Consider the following 22594-nt stretch of genomic DNA (forward strand, 5'->3'; position numbering starts at 1 on the left):
CACTAGGAAGACCTTGCGGCGTCTTGCACGCGCCGCTGCAGTCGCTTGGTGATGCAGACTCTGGAAAACTAAAACTAAAGGGCGTCGTTGTCGGTCTCGCCGGTGCGGATGCGGACGGCGTTTTCGATCGGCGTGACAAAAACCTTGCCGTCGCCGATCTGTCCGGTGCGTGCACCGGCGGTGATCGCCTGCACCGCCTTGTCGGCAAGGTCGGCCCCGACCGCGATCTCGATGCGCAGCTTGGGCAGGAAATTCACGATGTATTCGGCGCCCCGGTAGATTTCGGTGTGCCCCTTCTGGCGGCCGAAGCCTTTCACCTCGGTCACGGTCATGCCGTGCACGCCGATGGCGGTCAGGGCCAGACGGACCTCTTCAAGCTTGAAGGGTTTGATGATGGCGGTGATAAGCTTCATGGCAGCTCTTCATCCCTTAAAGTTCAGCGCGGCAGCGCCACGAGTCTTTACTCGGGCCCGTATCAATCCGCCACCTTTTTGGGCAACGGGGCAGAAAAATATGCAGGGCCGATTGAAAACCGTTGCGGCAAAGCGCGGTCCGTTTGTAGCATTCGCAATCTCGGGGGCTGAGACCGACTGCCATTCATCTGATGCCGCAGGATTTTCTCGCGGCTGGTCCGGCACCTCATTTTCCCAAGAACAAAGGACATGCCATGCCGGGCCGATCTTGGTTTGTTGCCGCCGGAGATAAGCAGGAAGGCCCGTATTCCGAAGACGAATTTCGCGATCTGATCGCGCGGGGGAGTGTCAGGGCTGACACCTATGTCTGGGCCGACGGTATGCAGGACTGGAAATACGCCGGCGATATTCCCGGGCTGCTTTCGGGCGGCGTCGCGCCCCCCGCGATCCCGCGCCCGGGCGCATCGCTCCCGTCCGCCAATGGCGATCCGTCCGGCGGAACGTTTTCAATCAATATCGGCATCTGGGAGATGCTGGGCCGCGCGCTGGTTTTCGTGATCGGATTCCTGCTGGTCATTCCGGCGCCATGGGTGGCGGCAAGTTTCTATGGCTGGATTGTCTCGCGCATTCACGTGCCGCAGCGGGGTTATCTCGGCTTCAGCGGAAAGCCTCTCGACATCTGGTACGTGTTTGTCGGGCTGGCGCTGATGACATATGTCGGCGGCGCCAGCGGCATTCCCTACCTGAGCTACCTCTTGTTTCCGGTTCAGGCGTATCTGTCGTGGATGACGGTGCGCTGGCTGACGGCGAACATCACATCCGAAGGCCGTCCGCTTCAGCTCAGTTTCGACGGCAGCCCGTGGATCTATATCGGCTGGTACCTTCTGATGGCGGTGTCTTTCATCTCCATCATCGGCTGGGCCTGGGTGGTCGTCTACTGGATGCGGTGGATTTGCGCCAACATCAGCGGCACGCACCGCGCCATTTCGTTCAACGCGACGGGACTTGAGGTGCTCTGGCGAACCCTGGTGTTTTCCATCGGCTCGGTGCTGATCATCCCGATTCCGTGGGTGATGAGCTGGTACACCCGCTGGTACGTGTCGCAGTTCTCCGCTTCGGAGCGGCTGGCGTAACACAACGCGATGATGCGTTAGCCAGCGTCGGTTTCTTTCAGTCAGGCATGATCTGATCCGAAAACCGGTTTCCGCTTTTCGGGATCATGGCTGAACCGGCTTTTCCTTGCGCTCGCGCACCGAGCCTTCCTGCGCGACGGAGGCGACCAGTGTTCCGTCCTGCTTGAAGATCAGCCCGCGCGTCAGGCCGCGGCCGCCCTGCGCGCTCGGAGAGTCCTGGCTGTAGAGCAGCCATTCGTCGGCGCGGAACGGACGGTGAAACCACATCGCGTGATCGAGGCTCGCGGGCATCATGCGCTGATCGAACAGCGTGCGGCCGTAACGCGCCATCACCGCGTCGAGCAGCGAGAAGTCCGACGCATAGGCCAGCGCGCACATGTGCAGCGCCGGATCGTCGGGCAGCTTGGCGACGGTGCGAATCCAGATATGGATGCGGCCGTCGTCGATCTTGTGGCCGAAGTAGCGGCCGAGTTCGACCGGGCGCAATTCAATCGGCCGGTCTGATTCATAGTAGCGGCGGATGAACTCCGGCATCTCCTTGAAAATCGGCTGCTTGGAGACTTCCTCCGCGGTGAGTTTTTCCGGCGGCGGAACGTCCGGCATCTTGTCCTGATGATTGAACGAGCCTTCTTCCTCGGCGTGGAACGACACCATGATCGAGAAGATCGCTCGCCCATGCTGGATCGCGGTGACGCGCCGCGTCGAATAGCTCTTGCCGTCGCGCAGCCGCTCGACCTCGTAGATGATCGGAATCTGCGGATCGCCGGGCAGGATGAAATAGCAATGCAGCGAATGCGGCAGCCGCTTCTCGACATTCTCGACGGTGCGGCAGGCCGCCACCATCGCCTGACCGATCACCTGCCCGCCGAACACGCGCTGCCAGCGCGTCTTTGGGCTCGTGCCGCGAAACATGTTCACTTCGAGCTGTTCGATATCGAGGATCGACAACAGATCAATCAGGCTTTTCGACATTCACGATGTTCCGATCTTCGGCATGCAGACACGACAGGGTGGTTTCCGGTCGCCCGCAAACCCTGATAAACAGCGGCGGGTCCATGTTCCGGTCCCATTCATAGGGCATATTTCCCTTATGGCCGGGTTTGAGGCAAGGGCGGTTCAGAGATACCGGGGTAGCATGTCGTCACAACGAAGTATCGTGATCGGAGGCGGCGCGTTCGCCGGTTTGGGGCTGGCGCTGGCGCTGCGGCAGGGCCTTGGCCCCGATATTCCGATCATCGTTGCGGATCCTGCTTTTGCCATGCGCCCGAGCCGCGATCCGCGCGCATCCGCGATCGTTGCCGCCTGCCGGCGGCTGTTCGAGGTGGTCGGCGTCTGGGATCAGGTCGCCGAAAGTGCCCAGCCGATTCTCGACATGGTGGTGACCGACTCGAATCTTGAAGACGCCACGCGGCCCGTGTTTCTGACATTCGGCGGCGAGGTCGAGCCCGGCGAGCCGTTCGCGCATATGGTCGAGAACCGTCACCTGACCAACGCGCTGGCAACACGTGCGGAAGCCCAGGGTGTCGAACTGAGCGCAGTCGCGGTCTCGAGCTACGACTCGAATGCCGAGGGCACCCGCGTCACCCTGAGCGACGGCCGCATCATTGATGCAAGTCTTCTGGTCGCCGCCGACGGCGCGAAATCGAAACTGCGCGAACGCGCCGGCATCGCAACCCATGGCTGGGATTACGACCAGTCCGGCATCGTCGTCACGGTCGGACACGAGCGTGATCATGGCGGCCGCGCCGAGGAACATTTTCTGCCCGCAGGTCCCTTCGCGATTCTTCCGCTGAAGGGCAATCGCTCATCGCTGGTCTGGACCGAAAGCCGCCGCGAAGCCGCGCGCATCATCGAACTGCCCGACAATGAATTTCAGGCTGAACTCGAGCGGCGGTTCGGTCTGCATCTCGGCGAGGTGAAGGCGCTCGACAAACCGCGCGCATTTCCGCTCGGCTATTTCGTGGCGCGATCGTTCATCGGCGAGCGGCTCGCGCTGGTCGGTGACGCCGCCCATGTGATTCATCCGATCGCAGGGCAGGGGCTCAACATGGGCCTGAAGGATGCGGCGGCGCTGGCGGAAGTGATCGTCGATGCGGCGCGACTCGGCATCGATCACGGACAGGCCGATGTGCTGGAGCGCTATCAGCGCTGGCGGCGGTTCGACACGGTGGCGATGGGCGTCGCCACCAATTCGCTCAATATGCTGTTCTCGAACAAGTCGGCGCTGCTGCGGACGGTGCGGGATATCGGGCTTGGTCTTGTGGATCGCGTGCCGCCGCTGAAAAGCGCTTTCATTCGTCAGGCCGCGGGTCTGTCCGGCGAAGTGCCGCGGCTGCTCAAGGGCGAAGCTCTGTAGTTGCGTCATTGCGAGGAGCACTTGCGACGAAGCAATCCAGTTTTCTTTCTGGTTCAAACGTGGATTGCTTCGCTTCGCTCGCAATGACGAAGAATCATCCGGCTGCCGCTTTCGCCAGTTGTTCGCCCATCAGGCGGTGCAGCAGATTGATCGCCTTCAGCGGGCGGACCATCACCTTGAAATGCGTGATCTGACGCCCGTCATCGCTGAAGGTGATGATGTCGACTCCGTTGATCTTGATGCCCTCGACTTCGTTCTCGAACTCCAGAACCGCGCCGTTCTCGTTGCGCCATTCGCCGAGATACTTGAAGCCGGGACCGCCGAGCACGGATCCTGCGCTGGCCAGATACTTGAAGGTGATGTCCCGTCCGCGCTGCGGCGTGTGGACGACCGGACTTTCGAACACGGCGTCGGGGTGAAGCAGATCCCACAACACCTTCTCGTCATGAGATTTGATGAAGTCGTGCCAGCGGTCGAGGGCGAAGGGTCGCATCGGGCGTCTCCGGTGTCGTTATCGACAAGGCATCGCTTCAGCCGGCGATGCTCCTAAGTAGCGAAGGCTGCGCTTAGTCAATCCGCCGCGCTTCTTCCGGCAGCATGATCGGAATGCCGTCGCGGATCGGATAGGCGAGCTTCGCGGAGCGCGAGATCAGTTCCTGCCGCGCGCTGTCGAACTCCAGCGGGCCCTTGGTCTGCGGGCACACCAGAATTTCCAGCAATTTGGGATCGACACCGCTTTCGGGTCGTTCAGCCGGCGAGGTCGTCATGGGTGGCTCCAGAACTGTACGTGACTTTGCGCAGTGTATCACACCCGCGGCGGGCCGGATCAACTTCTGCGGAAACGAAAACGGCCCGGCGGTCATCCCGGCGGGCCGTCAGCATCAATAACATCGATGCGAAAGTGCAACGTGCGTTAGCGCGGCGCCAGAACCATGACGACCTGACGGCCCTCAAAGCGGGCGTCCTGTTCGACCTTGGCGACATCGGCAACGGCGGCCTTCACCTTGTCGAGCAGCTTGGTGCCGATTTCCTGATGCGCCATTTCACGGCCGCGATAGCGCAGCGTGATCTTGACCTTGTCGCCTTCCTCGAAGAACCGCAGCATCGCGCGCATCTTCACGTCGTAATCGTGATCGTCGATCATCGGGCGGAGCTTGATCTCCTTGATCTCGACGACCTTCTGCTTCTTGCGGGCTTCGGCGGCTTTCTTCTGCGCGGAATACTTGTACTTCCCGTAGTCCATGATCTTGCAAACGGGAGGATTGGTATTCGGCGAAATCTCCACGAGATCCATGCCGGCTTCCATCGCCATCTTCACCGCGACCGCCGTTTCGACGGTGCCATGGTTGACGCCGGTCTGGTCGATCAGCTGAATGGTGAGATTGCGGATTTCATCGTTGGTGCGCGGCCCGTCTTTTGCTGCGGCGGGCGGGGCTCTGTTGGGACGGCGAATGGGATAGTCTCCGATGTTGTTAAAGAAGCAATCATTTTGAAGGATTAAGGCCTGCCGGGCAAGCACGACAACGCCGCGGGGCGCATTTTCCGAAGCGTTGCCGCAGGACATCGGGATCGGCCATAAAACCGTAAAATGCCTGACAAATAACCGGCCCGGCGCTCTCCGCAGCCCGCTTCACATAGAGGTATGGCGTCCGGTTCGCAAGCGCGCTCAGACACCTGTGCGTTGACGGAACGCGTCGTGGGCCTCCATAACAGGCAGTGGAGCGGATTTGACATTCGCGGCAACCCGGCCCGCAGTTCGCATCGCGAATGTCAAATCCAAAGCTCCACTAGAGACTTAGTGATCCCGCAGTGGTCCCTTGATTCTAACATTCGCAAGCCTGCCCGGTGAAACGGGATGCGAATGTTAGAATCGGACCACCGGGACGGGGCAATATTTCATGACGCAGACATCCAACGGTTCCGCTGTGCCGGAGCTTGGTTTCATCGACGTGGGCGACACCGGCGCGACGCGGCGCATCGCGGTTCGCCGGCGCCCCGGCGCCCTGCCGGGCGTGTTCTGGCTCGGCGGCTTCAATTCCGACATGAAGGGAACCAAGGCGCAGGCGCTCGATGAATGGGCTGCCGAATACGGCCGCGCCTGTGTGCGGTTCGATTATTCCGGTCATGGCGAATCTTCAGGCACGTTCGCCGAAGGCACCATCGGGCGATGGCACGAAGAGAGCCTCAAAGTGTTCGATGCCTTTTGCGAAGGCCCGCAGATCGTGGTCGGCTCGTCCATGGGCGGCTGGATGGCGCTGCTGCTGGCGCGCGCGCTGGCCAAGCGCCGCGGAACGGCCTCACGGGCGACGCTCGCGGGGCTGGTGCTGATCGCGCCGGCGCCGGACTTCACGGAAGATCTGATGTGGAAGGGTTTCTCCCAGGAAATCCGCGACGAGATCATGACCAAGGGCGTGTGGCACCGGCCCTCCGACTACGGCGAGCCATATCCGATCACCCGCAACCTGATCGAAGAGGGGCGCAACCACCTGCTGCTCGGCGGTACCATCGATGTCGGATGCCCGGTTCGTATTCTGCAAGGCGCGCAGGACCCGGACGTGCCGTGGCGTCACGCCTTCGCGCTGACCCATTGCCTGCCCAGCGACGATGTGGTCCTGACGCTGGTTCAGGATGGCGACCATCGCCTGTCCCGGCCGCAGGACATCGCGCGCATGCTGAGTGCGGTGAGCGAATTGTCGAACGGATAGGCGTGCCGTCAGGCCAGAGCGGCGGCCCACTCGCTTCGCACATGTTCATCGGCATCATGCGACCGCGCGGCGAGTTCGGAAAATTCCTCGCGCGGCAGCAGGCGTGACAGCGCCCACACCGCGGCGCCGCGCACCAGCGGACTCTCGTCGTCAAGCAGACGGCGGGCTTCAGACGCCAGCGATTTATCGTTGCTGTTGCCGATTGCGGTCAGCACATTGCGCAAAAATCTGTCGCGGCCGATTCTCTTCACCGGCGATTTCGTGAACATCGCGCGGAACGATGCATCGTCGAGTTTCGCCAGCTCGGCCAGCGCCGGCCCGCGCAGTTCATCGCGCGCGGCGAGTTTTGCCTCGTGGCCTTCCTGCGCGAACTTGTTCCATGGGCACACGCTCAGGCAATCGTCGCAGCCGTAGATGCGGTTGCCGATCGCTTCACGGTATTCGTGCGGGATCGCGCCTTTATGCTCGATGGTGAGATACGAAATGCATTTGCGCGCATCGAGGCGATACGGTGCGGGAAATGCGTTGGTCGGACAGATAGCGAGACAGGCCCGGCACGATCCGCAGTGATCGATATCAGTAGCGTCGCGCGGCAGATCGAGCGTGGTGAAGATGGCGCCGAGAAACAGCCACGAGCCGTACTCGCGCGACACGAGATTGGTGTGCTTGCCCTGCCAGCCGAGGCCGGCGGCCTGCGCCAGCGGCTTTTCCATCACCGCGGCGGTGTCGACGAACACCTTCACGTCACCGCCGGCGTGGGCGATCAGCCAGCGCGCCAGCGTCTTGAGGCGCTTCTTGATAAGGTCGTGATAGTCGTCGCCGCGCGCATAGACCGAGATCGCGCCGCGGGTCTTCTGGTCGAGCAGCGCCAGCGGATTTTCATCCGGTCCGTAATTCATCCCGAGCATGATGACCGAGCGCACGTCGCTCCACAGCACGCGCGGACTGGCGCGGCGTGCCGGCTCATTCGCGAGCCACTCCATGTCGCCGTGCGACCCGGCATCGAGAAAGGTTTGCAACCGCTCGCGCGCGCCTGCGATAGCGTCGGGATCGGTGATTCCGATGGTGCCGAAACCGATGGTGCGGGCTTCTTCAGTCAGCGCGGCCTTGATCGCAACCGCGTCCACGGCGTGCGCCGTTGTCAGAAGTCGAGATCGATGTAGTGCGCCGACGCCGGGACGCCCGCCATCCACTCGTTCAGCAGCGGACGGAACGACGGGCGGGATTTGATCCGCACGTACCACGCCTTGGCTGCGTCGTCCTCGTTCCATGGCACATCGCCCAGATAGTCGATCGCCGACAGATGCGCGGCGGCGGCAAGGTCGGCAAATGTCAGTTGATCGCCGGCGAGAAAATTCCGCGTCCGCGCCAGCCAGCCGATATAGGCCAGATGATAGCGCACATTTGCCTTTGCCGCGCGCAGAACATCGGTGGATGGCGCGCCCCCGCCGTGCTCAGGCTTCATGAACCGCTTGTAGACGCGCTCCGTCACCAGCGGTCCGCTGGCCTCCTCGAAAAACTTGTCGTTGAACCACGACATCAGACGCCGCACCTCGATGCGGTCGTTCATGGCCCGCGGCAGCAAACGGTGATCGCCCAGCGGGGCGCCATGGATCTCGTCGAGAAATTCGGCAACCAGGCCCGGCCCCGGCATCGCGGGCGTGCCTTCGGCAATCAGAACCGGTGTGTCGCCTGCCGGATTGAGCGCGAGAAAAGCTTCGCGGCGATCCCAGACCAGTTCCTCCACAAGCCGCGTGTCGAGCCCGTGTTCGCCGAGAGCAAGGCGCACGAAACGGGACCGCGGACAAAACGGATGATGGAACAGCGTGAACATGAAGCTTTTGATAGTCCGGTTAGGTTTAACAAAGGGTCTCGAAGGGAGGTTAACGCGTCAGTGGCCGCGGAAACGGATTACGAACTTCGGACAGTGAGTACTCGGTGCCGAAGCCTGATAAGCAGGCAAAAGGCCATTTGCCAATCCTCAATTTCACGGATTTGCCGTTGCGGCAACACGACGAATGGGCGACAAGAACGCGGGTTGAGGAACCCTCCATCAGTTCGGATTGTCCCCAGATGTTAGCTGATCTTTTGAAGGCCCTCGTTCTCGGTATCGTCGAGGGCGTGACCGAATTCCTTCCCGTCTCGTCCACAGGACATTTGCTGCTTGTGGAACGATTCATGGATCTGGATCGGGATAATTTCTGGAAGACCTTCGCGGTGATGATCCAGCTCGGCGCGATCCTCGCCATCCTGGTGATCTATTTCGGCAGGCTGTGGCGCGTGGCGCTCGGCATGTTTTCCGATCCTGCGGCGCGGCGGTTCGTGATCGGCGTGTTGCTGGCGTTCTTTCCCGCGGTGGTTCTCGGGCTGATTTTCGGAAGTTTCATCAAGAGCGTGCTGTTCAATCCCTGGGTTGTCTGCTTCACGCTGATCGCCGGTGGCGCTGTGCTGCTGTGGGTCGATCAGCAGGATTTCAAACCGCGCTATCACGACGCAATGGCGTTCTCGCTGCCGATGTATCTCGGCATCGGCGTCGCGCAGTGCGCGGCGATGATTCCCGGTGTGTCGCGCTCGGGCGCATCGATCGTCGCAGCGATGCTGTTCGGCGCGGACAAGCGTTCGGCCGCGGAGTTCTCGTTCTTTCTCGCGATCCCGACCATGGTCGGCGCGTTCGCGTATGATTTTTACAAGAACCGGGCTGACATGACGATGGATCACGGGTTGATCATCGCAGTCGGTTTCGTGGTGTCGTTCATCACGGCGATCATCGTGGTGAAGACGTTCCTGGACTATGTCACCCGCCACGGCTTCGCGCTGTTTGCATGGTGGCGCGTGATCGTCGGCTCGCTCGGCCTGATCGCGCTGGCGCTCGGGAAGTAATTCGCCCGAGCCCTTCACGCGTCCTTGTGCGCGAACTGTCCCGTTTTACGGTAGCGCCAGAGATAGGACGGCGCGACGGCTTCGAGCGAGTCGGGTGTCACGCCCAGGCCTTCGAGCGTCAGCCCCGCGGCCTTCGCAGCTTCCGACACGACATTGTCGCTGCGCAGCAGTTCGACCTGATCCGGCGTCAGCTTCATGTCGCCCGGCGCAAATTGCAGGAAGAACGCCTGGAACTTGGCGAGCGCGAACGGCAGCGACACCAGCATGGTGTCGCGATAGGTGATCTTCACGATGTCCTCGATGACTTCGCGCATGGTCATCACTTCGGGCCCGCCGAGTTCATAGGTCGCGCCCGGCCTGGTCTTGCCGTCGACCGCATCGGCGACGGCATTGGCAACGTCGCCGACATAGACCGGCTGCAATTTGGTCAGCCCGCCGCCGATCAGCGGCAGCACCGGCGAGATGCGGGCGAGGCCGGCAAAGCGATTGGTGAACTGATCTTCGGGGCCGAACACGACCGAGGGCCGCAGAATCGTTGCTGACGGCGCAGCCGCAAGGACCGCGGCTTCGCCTGCGGCCTTGGCGCGCGCATAGCGCGAGGCTGAATTGGCATCCGCGCCGATTGCCGAGATATGCACCACGCGTGCACCGATCTCGCTCGCGGCGCGCGCCACGGCCTCTGCGCCCTTGGCCTGAACCGCGTTGAAGGTCTGCGCGCCGCTCTCGGACAGAATGCCGACCAGGTTAACGATCACGCTGGCGCCGCGCGCGGCCGCCTGCACCGAGACCGGATAACGCAGGTTGGCCTGGACGGCGTGAATCTGGCCGACTCTGCCCAGCGGCTGCAGGTGACCGGCTAATTCCGGCCGCCGGACCCCGACCCGGATGCGATAATCCCGTTTGGCAAGCGCCCGGATCACATGCCGGCCGAGAAAACCCGATCCTCCGAAGACCGTGACAAGCGTATCGATGCGGGCTGACATGGGCTGGTTCCTGCGCAAATAAACGAAGCGGGACGGCGGCCCCGCCGATTTCCGCGATACGCCATCATCCTCGCGCTGTACAGGCCATTCCGGGGGCTTCATGGCGTTTTCGAGCGACGCGGCGGCCGGTTCGCGTCAACGAAACGCACCAGGACGACGGCAATTTGACAAGCGCGCGCCCTGTCCTTAGTAACCGCACCCAATGCCCAGGTGGCGGAATTGGTAGACGCGCTGGCTTCAGGTGCCAGTGGCTTAACGGCCGTGAAGGTTCGAGTCCTTTCCTGGGCACCACTCGCTCTCAAGCGATCGAAATCTCGATTGCATAGGGTCATTGGTCCGCTAACCGGTACACAAAACCGGGACACGGTGACCGTGACCTGTCGCATCGCGCATCTGCAAGGACTCCGACTCCTCCTTGTGGAATTTCAGAACGCGGACCCCCTCAGACGTTTTGGGCAGGCTGGACACTGACCGGGTGTTGCTTGTGTTCGAGCAGTGGATGGGCAGTCCGGGGTTTCAAGCAAACGTCCGGATCGGAGACGAAAAAACCCCGCGCATATGATGCCTGTCAATGTGACTGGCGGCGAAAAAGGGGAAACGTGCCGGATGATCGCACAACTTCCCTCTGACAAGATGCCGCCGCCGCGCCCCGAAGGCGTGCGGCAGTTCCAGCGACTGTTTCGCGAGGCAGCTGGTCTCAACTTGGACAAGGCTGACCTCAAGCGCTACGAGGAGTTCATCGATCACAGGATTTATCGGCTGTTACTGCGCGCCGAGGCCAACGCCAAAGCTGGCAGCGACGTCCTGATCGAGCCCTGGGATCTCCCGATCACTGCGGGGCTCCAGGAATGCATCGAGCAATTTAGAAAAATGGATGAAACGATAGAGCTGGCGCCGATTCTCGACCGCCTCGCTCACCGGCCGCCGCTGCAATACAGCTATAGCGACGAGACCGAAGCAATGCTCCCCGATCTTGCCGGGGGGCTTGGCATCGCGCTCGCAAGAGCATTGAAGATCATCGAGCCGGATCTGAAAAATCCGCAGACCAGGCAGTGGGAACTCGGCTCGCGGATCTTCGAGCTGCTGCTTTAGTCGTCGCACCTGATCCTGCTGGAGTTCGCACATCGGTATCGGGTTCATCTGCCGGTGATCGGATTTATCGATCTCGGCAGGGTGGTGTCTCAGTTTGAATTTTGAGGACCTGACGGAGGGTCGCTTTCGCGCGCCCGGTCCGAACTGCCGCACCTGCATCCCGGTAAGGCGCGCGTCAGCGAGCCCGGCGTTCTCTATCGAAGGAGAGACAGTCATGAAAGCCGTCGGATACTACGCGCCGGGGCCCATCGACCGGCCGGACTCGCTCGTCGACATGGAGCTGCCGACGCCGACGCCCCGCCCGCGCGATCTGCTGGTCCGCGTCAAGGCGGTGTCAGTCAACCCGATCGACACGAAGGTCCGCTCAAGCGCCGCCCCGGCGCAGGGCGAAGCCAAGGTGCTCGGCTGGGACGCCTCCGGTGTGGTGGAGGCGGTCGGCGATCAGGTGACCCTGTTCCGGCCCGGCGACGAGGTGTTCTACGCCGGCGCGCTCCAGCGGCCGGGGACCAACGCCGAGCTCCACGCCGTCGACGAGCGGATCGTCGGGCCCAAGCCGCGATCGCTCGACTGGGATGCGGCCGCGGCGGTGCCGCTCACCGCGCTGACCGCCTGGGAGCTGCTGTTTGACCGCATGCGCGCGCCCTATGGTGAGAAGACGACCGGCGGCGTGCTGCTGGTCATCGGCGGCGCCGGCGGCGTGGGCTCCATCCTGATCCAGCTCGCCCGGCTCCTGACCGGCCTGACCGTCGTCGCCACCGCCTCGCGGCCCGAAACGATCGCGTGGGTCCGCACTATGGGCGCGCACCACGTCATCAACCACCGCAAGCCGCTGAATGACGAACTCGCGGCGATCGGCGTCGGAAAGGCCGACTATGTCGCGAGCCTCACCGCCAGCGACCGGCATCTGCTGGCAATCGCCGAACTGATCGCGCCGGAGGGCGTCATGGGCCTGATCGACGATCCCACGACGTTCGACATCATGCCCTTGAAGCGCAAGAGCGTGACCGTGTGCTGGGAGCTCATGTACACCCGCTCGATGTTCGAGACCCCCGACATGGTTGCGCAGCACCGCATTCTCGAAGAGGTGAGCGCGCTGGTCGACTCGGGGCTGCTGCGCACGACGATGACCCGGAGCGCGGGGCCGATCAACGCGGCCAACCTCAAGAAGCTGCACGCCCTCCTCGAAAGCGGCGAGGCGATCGGAAAGGCCGTGCTCGCGGGCTTCTGAGACGCAAAGCCGGTTATGACTCGTCCTTGCTCTGTGGCGCTGACGAGATTGTCCTGAGGGCTCAGGTCGATGCAGTCGCAGCGCGCCTGTTATGGCGTCCCGCCATACTTGGATGAATCATTATAGGAAACGGGAGCTTCGCCGTGGCCGATCCGGTAACCACCCGTCACGGAATCGTCACGATAGAGGTGCACGCCGCCTGGGGTAACGAAGGCCGGCACGGCAGCCTGGCTGGACCGAAAGACGTGCTGCGATTTGGCGTGATGATGCGCTCGTGTGGCGGCGTTGCCAGAGGTGCACAGAGCGATCAAAACGAATAAGGCTAAACCTGAACGCATTGTATTTCTCCAATCGTTGACCCAGCCCACACACGGTATTTTGGGGCGCACCGTCACATCCGGTGGCGTCCTCAGTGCCGTGAATATCTGGTGATCGGGAGACTGCGGTAAAGCTCACGCCAGGCGATGCAGCAAGATCGGCGCATTCCGCAGCAAGGCCGGCAAAACGTGTTCCCTGGCCGGAGCGGCGCATGCACGTCCTTGGCGAACTGGGACAGGTCGGCGACCGCCGAGGATCGGCGGGCGCGGTTATGCGGAGCAAATTGGGCCCGTCCTCCCCCTCGTCGGCAAGGGATTTGGGCGGTAGTTTAGGCCCGTCGATTCGACCCATCTGCAAAGGTTTTTACAGACCATGACCATCCGCCTGCATCGCGGCGACTTGCCGGATCTTTCGCGCTACACGCAGTCGGTGGCGATCGACACCGAGACGCTGGGGCTTAATCCGCATCGCGACCGGCTGTGCGTGATCCAGTTGTCGAACGGCGACGGCACCGCGGACGTGGTGCAGATACCCGCCGGTCATACCGATGCGCCAAATCTGAAAAAGCTGCTCGGGGATCCGAAGGTCACCAAGATTTTCCATTTCGCACGGTTCGATCTCGCCGTTCTGTTTCATGCGTTCGGCGTGATGCCGGAGCCGGTCTACTGCACCAAGATCGTCTCGCGTCTGGTCCGCACCTACACCGACCGCCATGGGCTGAAGGATCTGGTGCGCGAGGTGCTCGGTGTCGATCTGTCGAAGCAGCAGCAGTCGAGCGACTGGGGTGCGGCGTCACTGACCGATGCGCAGCTCGCCTATGCGGCGTCCGACGTGCTGCATCTTCATGCGTTGCGCGAAAAGCTCGACGCGATGCTGGCGCGTGAGAACCGCGAGGCGCTTGCCGCCGCCTGCTTCCAGTTTCTGCCCACGCGCGCGCGGCTCGACCTCCAGGGCTGGGAAAACGACGACATCTTCGCGCATTCATAATCTGGCCTTTTGCAGCTTAATCTCGCCATTTGCAGCGAAGTTTGCCCGGTTTCCGTCACTTTTTTGCTCTTTGCCAAGTGCTTGGTAAGGCGGGACAAATGCCGGGCTGCAAAACGGCGCGTCATTGCGTAGAATGACGGCGCTATCCCGGCGCTTCGGAGCATATTTTGTCGGTTCAGAGCCAGAGCTATCAGGCTGGAGCGGATGCGCGCTATGCGAAGGCGCGGCGTCACAGCCGCCGCGTGCGCCAGATGCGTCTGGCCGTGCCGGTGATGGTCGCTGCGGCGATGCTGACGATTATCGGCATTTCGCTTTTCAACCCGTTCAGGATTCTTTCAAAGCTGCCGATCGACATTGGCAAGCTCGGAGTTTCTGGCACCAAAATCACGATGGACTCGCCGCATCTTGCGGGCTTCACGCCGGACAATCGTCCCTATGAACTCTGGGCCAAGTCGGCGATCCAGGACGTGACCAAACCGAACCATGTCGAGCTGAACGAACTGCGCGCAAAAGTTCAGATGGAAGACAGGACAGGCATCACCATGGATGCGCGCACCGGGCTGTTCGATACGAAAACCCAGTTGCTGGATCTGAAGGACAACATCTTGTTGCAATCTTCCACCGGTTACGAAGCGCGGCTGACGCAGGCCACCGTCGATATCGGCGGGGGCACGGTGTCGTCGGATGAGCCCGTGGCGGTGAAATTGCTGAACGGAACGCTCGACGCCCAGCGTCTCAGAATAACCGAAAACGGCGCGTTGGTGCGCTTTGAGGGCGGCGTCTCGATGATCCTGATACCGGAAGAGCCGAAGGATGCGCCGGCGGCTCCCGCACGTGATGCTGCTGCAAAATGATTTTTGGGATGATGAAGATTTACACCGGTCCCGAGGCTAAGGACGTCATCCGCGCGATGACCCGCGCGCTGTCGGTCGGCGTACTAGCGGCTGCCCTGTGCACGCCGGCCGCCGCGCATGCGCAAAGTTCGGCGACGGGTGTGCCCAACGCGATGCAGGGTTTTTCACAGAACCGCGACAAGCCGATCCAGATCGATGCCGCGTCGCTCGAAATGCGCGACAAGGACAAGGCGGCGACATTCAGCGGCAATGTGAAGGTCGTGCAGGGCGACACCACCATGCTCTGCAAATCGCTGGTCGTTTTCTACGATAGCAACGAGCCATCCGGCGCCAAGAAGACCGCCATGAAATCCGCAACACCCGGGCCGACCGGAAGTTCGTCGATCAAGAGGCTGGAGGCGCAGGGCGGCGTCGTCGTGACGCAAAAGGATTCGACGGTCACGGGTGACAAAGGCGTCTTCGATATGCGCGCCAACACCGTCACGATGCACGGCAATGTGCTGCTGACCAAGGACAAGAACGTGCTGCGTGGAGATCGTCTTGTCGTCGATCTCACAACCGGTGTCTCGCGGGTCGAGTCGAACAGCGGGCGCGTGCAGGGCGTCTTTCAGGCCGCTCCGAGCGGATCGCCGGGAGGTAACAATTCAGGCGGCGCGCAGCCGTCAACGACACCCAGCGCGCCTGGAAAGCCGCTTAAACTCAATGACTTGGCGAATCCACGAAAGCGCAACAGTTGAACCGGAGACAGCAAGCCTGTATCACCCGGCCCCTGAACATTTGGGGATGGGCAACACGGCTCCGGTCCATCATGCTCAGGCAACAACCCAAAGGCTGATTTAAGCGGGCATGGTCGATCTCCTGCGCATCTTTCGTCGTCGAGGCCCGGCGCGTGGACGGCAGGGCTTTGCCCGTTCGCAACAGGACGGCTTGCGCCAGGACATCACGGCGTTGGCGGCGCGCATGGGCGACATCTTCAAGCCGGCTGCGGGCGAGAAACCTCTGGCGGCACGCGAGAGCGCGCCGGTCCGGCGCGAAGCGGTGGCGGCAATTCCGCGCGATCCCCAGACGCCTGCGCCTCAGGGATCCTCCGCATTCACACATGACGCGCCGCCCATTCCGCGCAACCTGCCGCGCGATCCTGCCAAGGAGCAGCCGCGCAGCCGTGCAGCGTCCAACGGCGCGGCACCGCGCGCGCAGCATTCCGGGTATCTTGCGATTCACGGTGTCGAAAAAAGCTTCGGCACGCGCAAGATCGTGCACGGCGTCAGCCTCTATGTCCGGCGCGGCGAAGCCGTCGGCATTCTCGGCCCGAACGGCGCCGGCAAGACCACCTGCTTCTACATGATCACCGGCCTCATCAAGCCGGATCGCGGCCGCGTCGAACTCGACGGCCACGACGTGACGCAACTGCCCATGTACCAGCGTGCGCGGCTCGGCATCGGCTATCTGCCGCAGGAGGCGTCGATCTTTCGCGGGCTGTCGGTCGAGAACAATATTCGTGCAGTGCTCGAAGTGGTCGAGCCGGACAAGCGCAAGCGCGAACGCGAACTCGATTCGCTGCTTGAAGAATTCAACATCACGCGTTTGCGGAAATCGCCGTCTATCGCGCTGTCCGGCGGTGAACGCCGGCGTGTTGAAATTGCCCGCGCGCTGGCGTCGCGCCCGAGCTACATGCTGCTCGACGAGCCCTTCGCGGGCATCGATCCGATTGCAGTTGGCGACATTCAGCAACTGGTGCGGCATCTCACGGCGCGCGGCATCGGCGTTCTGATCACCGACCACAATGTGCGCGAGACGTTGGGCCTGACCGATCGGGCTTACATTGTTTACGCGGGGGAGGTGCTGACCGAGGGGAGCCCGGACGACATCGTCAACGACCCCGACGTGCGCCGTCTCTATCTGGGCGAAGAATTCCGGCTCTGATTCACCCTGATCCGGGATTGGTGCTCCGCTGGGCCAGTATCCCAAATTTTCGAAACGTCAAGCCGTGTACAAGCTCACAGGAAAGATATAAGCAAGAAACGGACCAACTTTTGGACCGGATCTGGTTTTTATGGCTCTGACGCAGAGATTAGAATTCCGCCAGTCGCAGTCGCTGGTGATGACGCCGCAGCTGATGCAGGCGATCAAGCTGCTGCAACTGTCGAATCTCGATCTCGTGGCGTTCGTCGAGGATGAGCTTGAGCGCAACCCCCTGCTCGAGCGGGCGAATCAGGATGGCGCTCCCGATCACGGTGAGCCCGCTTCCGGGCATGCCGAGGGCGGCGGCGGGGATTTTTCCGACAATGCTGAGTTTTCCTCAGGCCCGGACGGCGAACGGTCTTCTGACGGCTTTGAGGCCGGCGCCGAGGAGTGGATGGCTCCGGATCTCGGCACCCGCGCCGAGATCGAGCAGACCCTCGACACCGGCATGGAGAACGTGTTCCCGGAGGAGCCCGCGGACGCCGCCGCGCGCAATGCGCAGGATGCCGCGCCGACTGCCTACACCGAATGGGGCGGTGGCGCCTCGAATGACGACGACTACAATCTCGAAGCGTTCGTTGCCGCGGAGACGACGCTAAGCGGACATCTCGCCGAGCAGCTCGCGGTTGCATTCCCTGATCCTGCGAACCGCATGATCGGGCATTACCTGATCGATCTTGTCGATGACGCCGGCTACGTGCCGCCCGATCTTGGTGACGCCGACGAGAAGCTCGGCACCTCGCGCGCAGCTGTCGAGGCCGTGCTTGCGGTTCTGCAGAAGTTCGATCCGCCAGGTGTGTGCGCGCGCAGCCTGAGCGAATGTCTTGCGATCCAGTTGCGGGAGCGTGATCGTTACGATCCCGCAATGCAGGCGCTGGTTGAAAATCTCGATCTGCTGGCGAAGCGCGACATCGCGTCGTTGCGGAAGATCTGCGGCGTCGATGACGAAGACATTGCCGACATGATCGGCGAAATCCGCCATCTCGATCCCAAACCCGGCCTGAAGTTCGGATCGGCCAAGACGCAAAGCGTCGTGCCGGATGTCTATGTGCGTCCGGGACCGGACGGCGGGTGGCATGTCGAACTGAACAGCGACACGCTTCCAAAAGTTCTGGTCAATCAGGTCTACTATTCGCAATTGTCTAAAACCATCCGCAAGGATGGCGACAAATCCTATTTCACGGATTGCCTGCAGAACGCGACGTGGCTGGTGCGCGCGCTCGACCAGCGGGCGCGGACGATCCTGAAGGTCGCCACCGAAATCGTTCGCCAGCAGGATGGCTTCTTTACGCAGGGCGTGGCGCATTTGCGTCCGCTCAACCTGAAAGCCGTCGCCGACGCCATCCAGATGCACGAATCGACCGTCTCTCGGGTGACCGCGAACAAGTATATGGCGACCAACCGCGGCACGTTTGAACTGAAGTATTTCTTCACCGCGTCGATTGCATCGGCCGACGGCGGAGATGCGCATTCCGCCGAAGCTGTGCGGCACCGCATCAAACAGCTCATCGATGCAGAAAGCCCGACGGCTATTCTCTCGGACGACACCATTGTGGAACGTTTGCGTGGCGACGGCATTGATATAGCCCGTCGAACGGTAGCGAAGTATCGGGAAGCTATGCGTATACCTTCGTCCGTGCAGCGCCGCCGCGACAAGCAGAGCATGCTGGGTGCCGCGCTGACTTCGGCCGCCCCGGCCGTGGACAGATCCCGCGACACAGCTACCGCTTGACTGCGCCACCAAGAAGCGGAACGCTCAGACATCCGAACTGCCAGTCCGAAAGTGAGGTAACGTCATGACACTCCGGGTCTCTGGAAAGAGTATCAGCGTCGGTGAAGCCCTGCGTGATCGCGTCAGTGAGCGAACGGAAGAAGTTCTCCGGAAATATTTCGACGGAAATTACTCGGGCCACATCACGCTCAGCAAGGATGGTTTCGGCTTTCGTACCGATTGCTCGCTTCATCTGGATTCGGGAATTACGCTGGAGGCGGATTCCATGGCCGCCGACGCTTATGCAAGCGCGGACCAGGCGCTGCTGCTGATCGAGAAGCGCTTGCGCCGTTACAAGAGCCGCCTGAAGGATCGCTCTGCGCGCAAGGCGCATGCAGCCACCGCAGCGCTGTCCGATCTGAATGGTGCGGGATATGGCGGGCCGGGCCTCGACGCGCCGAGCTATGTGATCGAAGCGCCGTCCGATGACGACGTCACCGAATTCAATCCTGTCATCATCGCCGAGGCGGTGACGTCCCTGAAGCGTTTTTCGGTGAGCGAAGCGGTCATGGAACTCGATCTGACCGGGGCCGCGGTGATGGTTTTCCAGCATGGCGGCAGCGGCAGGGTGAACGTGATATATCGGCGCCCGGACGGCAACGTCGGCTGGGTGGACCCTCCGGCCGTTGCCGAGCAGGTTCGCCATTGACGCCCAGGGCCAGCCTAACTATGGTCCGCCGCCTTTCAGGGCGCGGGCCATGGTTCGGTTCGAAAGGGCCTTGACGCCACCCGGTCAGAGACCGATTTATTAAGTACACCAACGGCTTAAATTATCCTCGGAACGCTCCATGACGATTACCGATCTGGTCGCACCGGAGGCGATTCTTCCTGCTTTGAAAGTCAACAGCAAGAAGCAGGCGCTTCAGGAACTCGCGGCACGCGCCGCCGTCCTGACCGGACAAAACGAGCGGTCGATTTTCGAGGTGCTTCTCCAGCGCGAGAAACTGGGAACGACGGCCGTCGGTTACGGTGTGGCGATTCCTCACGGCAAGCTGCCTAAGCTCGACAAGCTGTCGGGCCTGTTCGCGCGTCTGGATCGTCCGATCGACTTTGAAGCGATGGATGGCCAGCCGGTCGACCTGGTGTTCCTGTTGCTGGCTCCGGAAGGCGCCGGTGCCGATCACCTCAAGGCGCTGGCGCGAATTGCGCGGCTGCTGCGCGATCAGGACATCGCCAAGAAGCTGCGCGCATCGAAGGATGCGCAGGCGCTTTATTCGGTGCTGGCGCTGCCGCCGGCAACGGCCGCCTGAGAAACAGAGCTTCGGTCCAGGCGGCCCAACGCGCGCACGGCAACCTGTTGTCAAAATCCCACGGCTTCAGCCATGTGTTCGATCCGCGGTGGGCGCAAAGCCGCCCCTCCATGGATCGGAGGCGGTCGGTCGTCTTCGTCGTCAAGCCGGCGCAGAGCGCCAAGGATGTCTTTCAACGGGATTGTGTCAGGCGAGCCGGGTAACTGGCGGAGCCAAGGGTTATCCCTGACGGCGAATGCATCCGAGGCCCATGCCGCGAGAACGCAGCGCTTCTCTGCGGGGGAGAGAACGGGGTTCTTAAGAACCTCCGACGGATGACTGAAAGTTGCGGCCAGAAGTGAATTTGCATGAATGTCGAAACCGGTTTCACGAACGTTCATGGTCGCCTCCTATTGCTCCTTTCTGTTCAAGACGGCGCCGAAAAATCTAGAGCGACCGACACGCCTTTCAAGGCGGCGTTCAAAGAATTTTTCGAGGGGGGTCTTGAAACCCATCGGATATTTTCTAGTTTTTTCCTCGCCGTTTATCGGCCCGGGTGCCCTTCGGGGGCCCGGAGGAGACGGGCATCGTAGGTGTTCGGTGCTCGCTTATATCCAACTTGCTCAGTGGAGGATTTGGCTATGAGAACTTCTTACGACTTCACCCCGTTCTGGCGATCATCTATCGGCTTCGATCGTCTGTTTGACCTCGTCGATGCTGCGCAGCAGCAGGCTGAGGCTCATTACCCGCCGTATAACATTGAGAGACTGGGCGATGATCAGTACCAGATCTCCCTGGCGTTGGCGGGATTCCGCCCCGACGAGATCAATGTTACAGCCGAGCAGAATGTGCTCACTATTGAAGGACGGAAAACCGACGAAAAGCGCGAGTATCTCTACCAAGGGATTTCCGAGCGCCATTTCCGCCGGCAGTTCAACCTCGCAGACTACGTGCAGGTAAGAAACGCGTCCTTCGACAACGGACTTCTGCGCGTTGAACTGGTCCGGGAGATCCCGGAAGCGATGAAGCCTCGGCGAATCGCCATCAACGGCATTTCAAATATTCAACAACTCGACTCAAAGGCCGCCGCATAACTCCGGGCCGCCTTTAGTCCAAATGGCCCCCGCTGGTTTGAACTGGCGGGGCCCCCTTCTCTCAAACGAAAGGAAAGATGGAGGACCGTCGTGTCGACGATGATGGTTGATGAAAAACTTGCCCGCATACGATCGCGGACCAGCAACATTCAGCGATATCGTCGCTTGCTGAAGACAGAACTCACCGAGATAGAGCGTTGCTTTGTTCTGAAGCGACTATCCGAAGAGCAGGATGCGTTGGCGAAACTAACCGACGAGACCTTTCCTCTGCCCATCGGGCCTTCGAGATCCGGGAAGACTATCACGGCTTCCTTTTAATTGGTGGGCTATGGTCGGCAGTGTCCACGACTACTTGGTGCGAGGCCATCAAAAGGTCATCGGCCACTACAAATTCCTGCTCAGGTCGCCAAGCCTTTCACCCTCCGAAAGGGAGCTATTACAATCTCGGTTAGCAAAGGAAGAAGAGGAACTGGGGGCCCTGATCGAGTCGGTCTGGAAAACCAGTAATCAAGCAGGCTAAAACTGGAGCTGTTGCCATGGCGGTGTTTGCGAGCAGCTTGAAGAACCTGCGAGGTTGTCCGGTTTCGTGACGATGGCAACTCGATCCGACAGTGGAGCGTGTGTCAATAAACAAAAGCGGCAGCGCTCGCCGCGCTGCCGCTTCGTTCCGATCGTCGCATCACTGCGCGGCTTGCGCCGGTTCAGTGAAGGCTGACGGTCTCCAATTCGTTGCTCCATGCATTTGCGATTGCCGCTTCGCGGCTGTCGGTGAGCATGATCGGCGTGCCGTCAGCGGCGTGAAGCGCGAACAGCTTCAGGCCGGGCGCGATCTGCGGCGCCTGCGGGAAAAGTCCCGGCACGTCTTCCGAGCGAATCTGTTTGACGTAGGCGATATGGCCTTCGCCCAAAGTAGCCAGCGCCTCCAAAGAGACGGCGGGCTCAAAGATGACACTACCTTCAGTCATGGTCTCGACTCCTTGCAGTTGTTAAGCGGTCGAGTCCGCTACTCGTTCCATTATTCGTGCTCATTGATGGCTATCGTCTTAACGACCCGTTCAGGCTCGGGACGAGCCAGATCGATCGACAGCAGGCCGTTCTTCAGGTCTGCGCCGATGACATACATCCCGTCGGCCAGCACAAAAGTGCGCTGGAAATGACGCGCGGCGATGCCGCGATGGATGTACTGCCGGGTCTTGTCGTCCTGCTGGCGGCCCCGGATCACGAGCTGGTTTTCCTCAGTGGTTACATCAAGTTGGTCGCGGGTAAATCCTGCGACCGCCAGCGTGATCCGCAGGCGTTCAGGCTGGCCGTCATCACGGCCGCACCGCTCGATGTTGTAAGGGGGATAACCGTCTGCACCTTTCACGACGCGATCGAGCGCACGCTCGATTTCGTCGAATCCCAAAAGGAACGGACTCGATAGCGAAGGAACACGAGACATTCACAAAGTCCTCTCGAAGCGACTTTGGGTCGGAGCCCTTGCGGCACTCCTTCCTGGGTTCCCGGCAGCCTTGCGGCCTGCCGGTTGAACCAAATATGGCGATGTCCCTTGCGTTGTTCAAGAACCTCTAACTGCCCGTAAACAGGGG

Annotated in this window: 26 protein-coding genes and 1 tRNA gene; 16 read left to right on the forward strand and 11 right to left on the reverse strand. The window is 61.4% G+C overall.

Annotation, left to right across the window (positions count from 1 at the left end):
- Positions 1-74: 74 nt before the first annotated feature.
- Positions 75-413, reverse strand: coding sequence for a P-II family nitrogen regulator (locus tag AC1RM7_RS14400; protein WP_006023282.1), 339 nt, complete (start codon positions 411-413; stop codon positions 75-77).
- A 254-nt stretch (positions 414-667) separates the two neighbouring features.
- Here AC1RM7_RS14400 and AC1RM7_RS14405 point away from each other — a divergent pair, with 254 nt between their 5' ends.
- The gene (locus AC1RM7_RS14405) at positions 668-1546 is read left to right on the forward strand and encodes a DUF4339 domain-containing protein (protein WP_024920173.1); all 879 of its coding nucleotides are present in this window, start codon (positions 668-670) and stop codon (positions 1544-1546) included.
- 84 nt (positions 1547-1630) lie between these two features.
- Here the strand turns inward: AC1RM7_RS14405 and tesB are convergent, their stop codons facing one another.
- On the reverse strand, positions 1631-2518 hold the full coding sequence (tesB, locus tag AC1RM7_RS14410; RefSeq protein ID WP_024920174.1) for an acyl-CoA thioesterase II: 888 nt from the start codon (positions 2516-2518) through the stop codon (positions 1631-1633).
- 163 nt (positions 2519-2681) lie between these two features.
- Here tesB and AC1RM7_RS14415 point away from each other — a divergent pair, with 163 nt between their 5' ends.
- Positions 2682-3902 (forward strand): ubiquinone biosynthesis hydroxylase, encoded by a 1221-nt coding sequence (locus AC1RM7_RS14415; RefSeq protein WP_024920175.1) that lies wholly within the window; start codon positions 2682-2684, stop codon positions 3900-3902.
- Between the two features lie 94 nt (positions 3903-3996).
- On the opposite strand, the gene AC1RM7_RS14420 is transcribed toward AC1RM7_RS14415, so the two are convergent.
- The 3 genes from AC1RM7_RS14420 to infC form a co-directional block, all read right to left on the reverse strand.
- A complete protein-coding gene (locus AC1RM7_RS14420) occupies positions 3997-4395 on the reverse strand; it encodes a nuclear transport factor 2 family protein (protein WP_024920176.1) in 399 nt (132 codons plus the stop codon).
- Between the two features lie 73 nt (positions 4396-4468).
- On the reverse strand, positions 4469-4669 hold the full coding sequence (locus AC1RM7_RS14425) for a Trm112 family protein (protein ID WP_006023276.1): 201 nt from the start codon (positions 4667-4669) through the stop codon (positions 4469-4471).
- A 146-nt stretch (positions 4670-4815) separates the two neighbouring features.
- Positions 4816-5355: a translation initiation factor IF-3 gene (gene infC, locus AC1RM7_RS14430; RefSeq protein WP_041713089.1), complete on the reverse strand. Its 540-nt coding sequence runs from the start codon at positions 5353-5355 to the stop codon at positions 4816-4818.
- Between the two features lie 445 nt (positions 5356-5800).
- Here infC and AC1RM7_RS14435 point away from each other — a divergent pair, with 445 nt between their 5' ends.
- Complete coding sequence (locus tag AC1RM7_RS14435; RefSeq protein WP_024920178.1) at positions 5801-6607, forward strand: alpha/beta hydrolase; 807 nt, start codon at positions 5801-5803, stop codon at positions 6605-6607.
- Between the two features lie 8 nt (positions 6608-6615).
- On the opposite strand, the gene queG is transcribed toward AC1RM7_RS14435, so the two are convergent.
- Together queG and AC1RM7_RS14445 are read right to left on the reverse strand one after the other, a co-directional pair.
- On the reverse strand, positions 6616-7800 hold the full coding sequence (gene queG / locus AC1RM7_RS14440) for a tRNA epoxyqueuosine(34) reductase QueG (protein WP_034460577.1): 1185 nt from the start codon (positions 7798-7800) through the stop codon (positions 6616-6618).
- On the reverse strand, positions 7749-8441 hold the full coding sequence (locus AC1RM7_RS14445) for a glutathione S-transferase family protein (RefSeq protein WP_006023271.1): 693 nt from the start codon (positions 8439-8441) through the stop codon (positions 7749-7751). Before AC1RM7_RS14445 ends, queG begins: the two co-directional genes overlap by 52 nt.
- A 239-nt stretch (positions 8442-8680) precedes the next feature.
- Here AC1RM7_RS14445 and AC1RM7_RS14450 point away from each other — a divergent pair, with 239 nt between their 5' ends.
- Positions 8681-9487 carry an undecaprenyl-diphosphate phosphatase gene (locus AC1RM7_RS14450; protein WP_024920180.1) on the forward strand — a complete coding sequence of 269 codons (807 nt, stop codon included), beginning with the start codon at positions 8681-8683 and terminating at the stop codon, positions 9485-9487.
- 14 nt (positions 9488-9501) lie between these two features.
- On the opposite strand, the gene AC1RM7_RS14455 is transcribed toward AC1RM7_RS14450, so the two are convergent.
- Complete coding sequence (locus tag AC1RM7_RS14455) at positions 9502-10470, reverse strand: complex I NDUFA9 subunit family protein (protein WP_024920181.1); 969 nt, start codon at positions 10468-10470, stop codon at positions 9502-9504.
- A 204-nt stretch (positions 10471-10674) separates the two neighbouring features.
- Between AC1RM7_RS14455 and AC1RM7_RS14460 the strand changes: the two genes are divergently transcribed.
- From AC1RM7_RS14460 to ptsN, 11 genes are all read left to right on the forward strand, one after another.
- Positions 10675-10761 (forward strand) — tRNA-Leu (locus AC1RM7_RS14460).
- Positions 10762-11076: 315 nt separating this feature from the next.
- The gene (locus AC1RM7_RS14465) at positions 11077-11562 is read left to right on the forward strand and encodes a DUF1931 family protein (RefSeq protein WP_152544153.1); all 486 of its coding nucleotides are present in this window, start codon (positions 11077-11079) and stop codon (positions 11560-11562) included.
- Positions 11563-11776: 214 nt separating this feature from the next.
- Positions 11777-12790 (forward strand): zinc-binding alcohol dehydrogenase family protein, encoded by a 1014-nt coding sequence (locus AC1RM7_RS14470; protein WP_024920183.1) that lies wholly within the window; start codon positions 11777-11779, stop codon positions 12788-12790.
- Positions 12791-12933: 143 nt separating this feature from the next.
- The gene (locus AC1RM7_RS14475) at positions 12934-13110 is read left to right on the forward strand and encodes a hypothetical protein (RefSeq protein ID WP_160166473.1); all 177 of its coding nucleotides are present in this window, start codon (positions 12934-12936) and stop codon (positions 13108-13110) included.
- A 370-nt stretch (positions 13111-13480) separates the two neighbouring features.
- Complete coding sequence (locus AC1RM7_RS14480; protein WP_006023265.1) at positions 13481-14095, forward strand: ribonuclease D; 615 nt, start codon at positions 13481-13483, stop codon at positions 14093-14095.
- A 164-nt stretch (positions 14096-14259) separates the two neighbouring features.
- Positions 14260-14949: an LPS export ABC transporter periplasmic protein LptC gene (lptC, locus tag AC1RM7_RS14485; protein ID WP_024920184.1), complete on the forward strand. Its 690-nt coding sequence runs from the start codon at positions 14260-14262 to the stop codon at positions 14947-14949.
- The gene (locus AC1RM7_RS14490; RefSeq protein ID WP_024920185.1) at positions 14946-15686 is read left to right on the forward strand and encodes an LptA/OstA family protein; all 741 of its coding nucleotides are present in this window, start codon (positions 14946-14948) and stop codon (positions 15684-15686) included. Before lptC ends, AC1RM7_RS14490 begins: the two co-directional genes overlap by 4 nt.
- Before the next feature lie 109 nt (positions 15687-15795).
- Entirely contained in the window at positions 15796-16872 is a 1077-nt protein-coding gene (gene lptB, locus AC1RM7_RS14495) for an LPS export ABC transporter ATP-binding protein (protein ID WP_006023262.1), read from the forward strand.
- 130 nt (positions 16873-17002) lie between these two features.
- Positions 17003-18643 (forward strand): RNA polymerase factor sigma-54, encoded by a 1641-nt coding sequence (gene rpoN, locus AC1RM7_RS14500; RefSeq protein WP_492837554.1) that lies wholly within the window; start codon positions 17003-17005, stop codon positions 18641-18643.
- Between the two features lie 64 nt (positions 18644-18707).
- Positions 18708-19331, forward strand: a complete 624-nt coding sequence (gene hpf, locus AC1RM7_RS14505) for a ribosome hibernation-promoting factor, HPF/YfiA family (protein WP_006023260.1) — start codon at positions 18708-18710, stop codon at positions 19329-19331.
- 139 nt (positions 19332-19470) lie between these two features.
- On the forward strand, positions 19471-19932 hold the full coding sequence (gene ptsN, locus AC1RM7_RS14510) for a PTS IIA-like nitrogen regulatory protein PtsN (RefSeq protein WP_006023259.1): 462 nt from the start codon (positions 19471-19473) through the stop codon (positions 19930-19932).
- A gap of 50 nt (positions 19933-19982) precedes the next feature.
- On the opposite strand, the gene AC1RM7_RS14515 is transcribed toward ptsN, so the two are convergent.
- Positions 19983-20312: a hypothetical protein gene (locus AC1RM7_RS14515; protein ID WP_081758695.1), complete on the reverse strand. Its 330-nt coding sequence runs from the start codon at positions 20310-20312 to the stop codon at positions 19983-19985.
- Between the two features lie 240 nt (positions 20313-20552).
- Here AC1RM7_RS14515 and AC1RM7_RS14520 point away from each other — a divergent pair, with 240 nt between their 5' ends.
- Positions 20553-21005 carry an Hsp20 family protein gene (locus AC1RM7_RS14520; protein ID WP_006023257.1) on the forward strand — a complete coding sequence of 151 codons (453 nt, stop codon included), beginning with the start codon at positions 20553-20555 and terminating at the stop codon, positions 21003-21005.
- 701 nt (positions 21006-21706) lie between these two features.
- On the opposite strand, the gene AC1RM7_RS14525 is transcribed toward AC1RM7_RS14520, so the two are convergent.
- Positions 21707-21970: a BQ00720 family protein gene (locus AC1RM7_RS14525; protein ID WP_006023256.1), complete on the reverse strand. Its 264-nt coding sequence runs from the start codon at positions 21968-21970 to the stop codon at positions 21707-21709.
- Between the two features lie 50 nt (positions 21971-22020).
- Positions 22021-22446, reverse strand: a complete 426-nt coding sequence (locus AC1RM7_RS14530) for an Hsp20 family protein (protein WP_006023255.1) — start codon at positions 22444-22446, stop codon at positions 22021-22023.
- Positions 22447-22594: the final 148 nt, after the last annotated feature.

The organism is Afipia sp. GW822-FHT03D08, from assembly GCF_058801645.1.

Excerpts from the sequence above, each read along its gene's own strand:
- AC1RM7_RS14455 (WP_024920181.1), bottom strand. The coding sequence starts at position 10,470 with ATGTCAGCCCGCATCGATACGCTTGTCACGGTCTTCGGAGGATCGGGT.
- tesB (WP_024920174.1), bottom strand. The coding sequence starts at position 2,518 with ATGTCGAAAAGCCTGATTGATCTGTTGTCGATCCTCGATATCGAACAG.
- rpoN (WP_492837554.1), top strand. The coding sequence starts at position 17,003 with ATGGCTCTGACGCAGAGATTAGAATTCCGCCAGTCGCAGTCGCTGGTG.
- AC1RM7_RS14405 (WP_024920173.1), top strand. The coding sequence starts at position 668 with ATGCCGGGCCGATCTTGGTTTGTTGCCGCCGGAGATAAGCAGGAAGGC.
- AC1RM7_RS14530 (WP_006023255.1), bottom strand. The coding sequence starts at position 22,446 with ATGTCTCGTGTTCCTTCGCTATCGAGTCCGTTCCTTTTGGGATTCGAC.
- AC1RM7_RS14490 (WP_024920185.1), top strand. The coding sequence starts at position 14,946 with ATGATTTTTGGGATGATGAAGATTTACACCGGTCCCGAGGCTAAGGAC.
- AC1RM7_RS14480 (WP_006023265.1), top strand. The coding sequence starts at position 13,481 with ATGACCATCCGCCTGCATCGCGGCGACTTGCCGGATCTTTCGCGCTAC.
- AC1RM7_RS14525 (WP_006023256.1), bottom strand. The coding sequence starts at position 21,970 with ATGACTGAAGGTAGTGTCATCTTTGAGCCCGCCGTCTCTTTGGAGGCG.
- AC1RM7_RS14435 (WP_024920178.1), top strand. The coding sequence starts at position 5,801 with ATGACGCAGACATCCAACGGTTCCGCTGTGCCGGAGCTTGGTTTCATC.
- AC1RM7_RS14415 (WP_024920175.1), top strand. The coding sequence starts at position 2,682 with ATGTCGTCACAACGAAGTATCGTGATCGGAGGCGGCGCGTTCGCCGGT.
- hpf (WP_006023260.1), top strand. The coding sequence starts at position 18,708 with ATGACACTCCGGGTCTCTGGAAAGAGTATCAGCGTCGGTGAAGCCCTG.
- lptB (WP_006023262.1), top strand. The coding sequence starts at position 15,796 with ATGGTCGATCTCCTGCGCATCTTTCGTCGTCGAGGCCCGGCGCGTGGA.
- AC1RM7_RS14425 (WP_006023276.1), bottom strand. The coding sequence starts at position 4,669 with ATGACGACCTCGCCGGCTGAACGACCCGAAAGCGGTGTCGATCCCAAA.
- AC1RM7_RS14400 (WP_006023282.1), bottom strand. The coding sequence starts at position 413 with ATGAAGCTTATCACCGCCATCATCAAACCCTTCAAGCTTGAAGAGGTC.
- AC1RM7_RS14515 (WP_081758695.1), bottom strand. The coding sequence starts at position 20,312 with ATGAACGTTCGTGAAACCGGTTTCGACATTCATGCAAATTCACTTCTG.
- AC1RM7_RS14450 (WP_024920180.1), top strand. The coding sequence starts at position 8,681 with ATGTTAGCTGATCTTTTGAAGGCCCTCGTTCTCGGTATCGTCGAGGGC.
- AC1RM7_RS14470 (WP_024920183.1), top strand. The coding sequence starts at position 11,777 with ATGAAAGCCGTCGGATACTACGCGCCGGGGCCCATCGACCGGCCGGAC.
- AC1RM7_RS14520 (WP_006023257.1), top strand. The coding sequence starts at position 20,553 with ATGAGAACTTCTTACGACTTCACCCCGTTCTGGCGATCATCTATCGGC.
- AC1RM7_RS14420 (WP_024920176.1), bottom strand. The coding sequence starts at position 4,395 with ATGCGACCCTTCGCCCTCGACCGCTGGCACGACTTCATCAAATCTCAT.
- AC1RM7_RS14445 (WP_006023271.1), bottom strand. The coding sequence starts at position 8,441 with ATGTTCACGCTGTTCCATCATCCGTTTTGTCCGCGGTCCCGTTTCGTG.
- AC1RM7_RS14465 (WP_152544153.1), top strand. The coding sequence starts at position 11,077 with ATGATCGCACAACTTCCCTCTGACAAGATGCCGCCGCCGCGCCCCGAA.
- ptsN (WP_006023259.1), top strand. The coding sequence starts at position 19,471 with ATGACGATTACCGATCTGGTCGCACCGGAGGCGATTCTTCCTGCTTTG.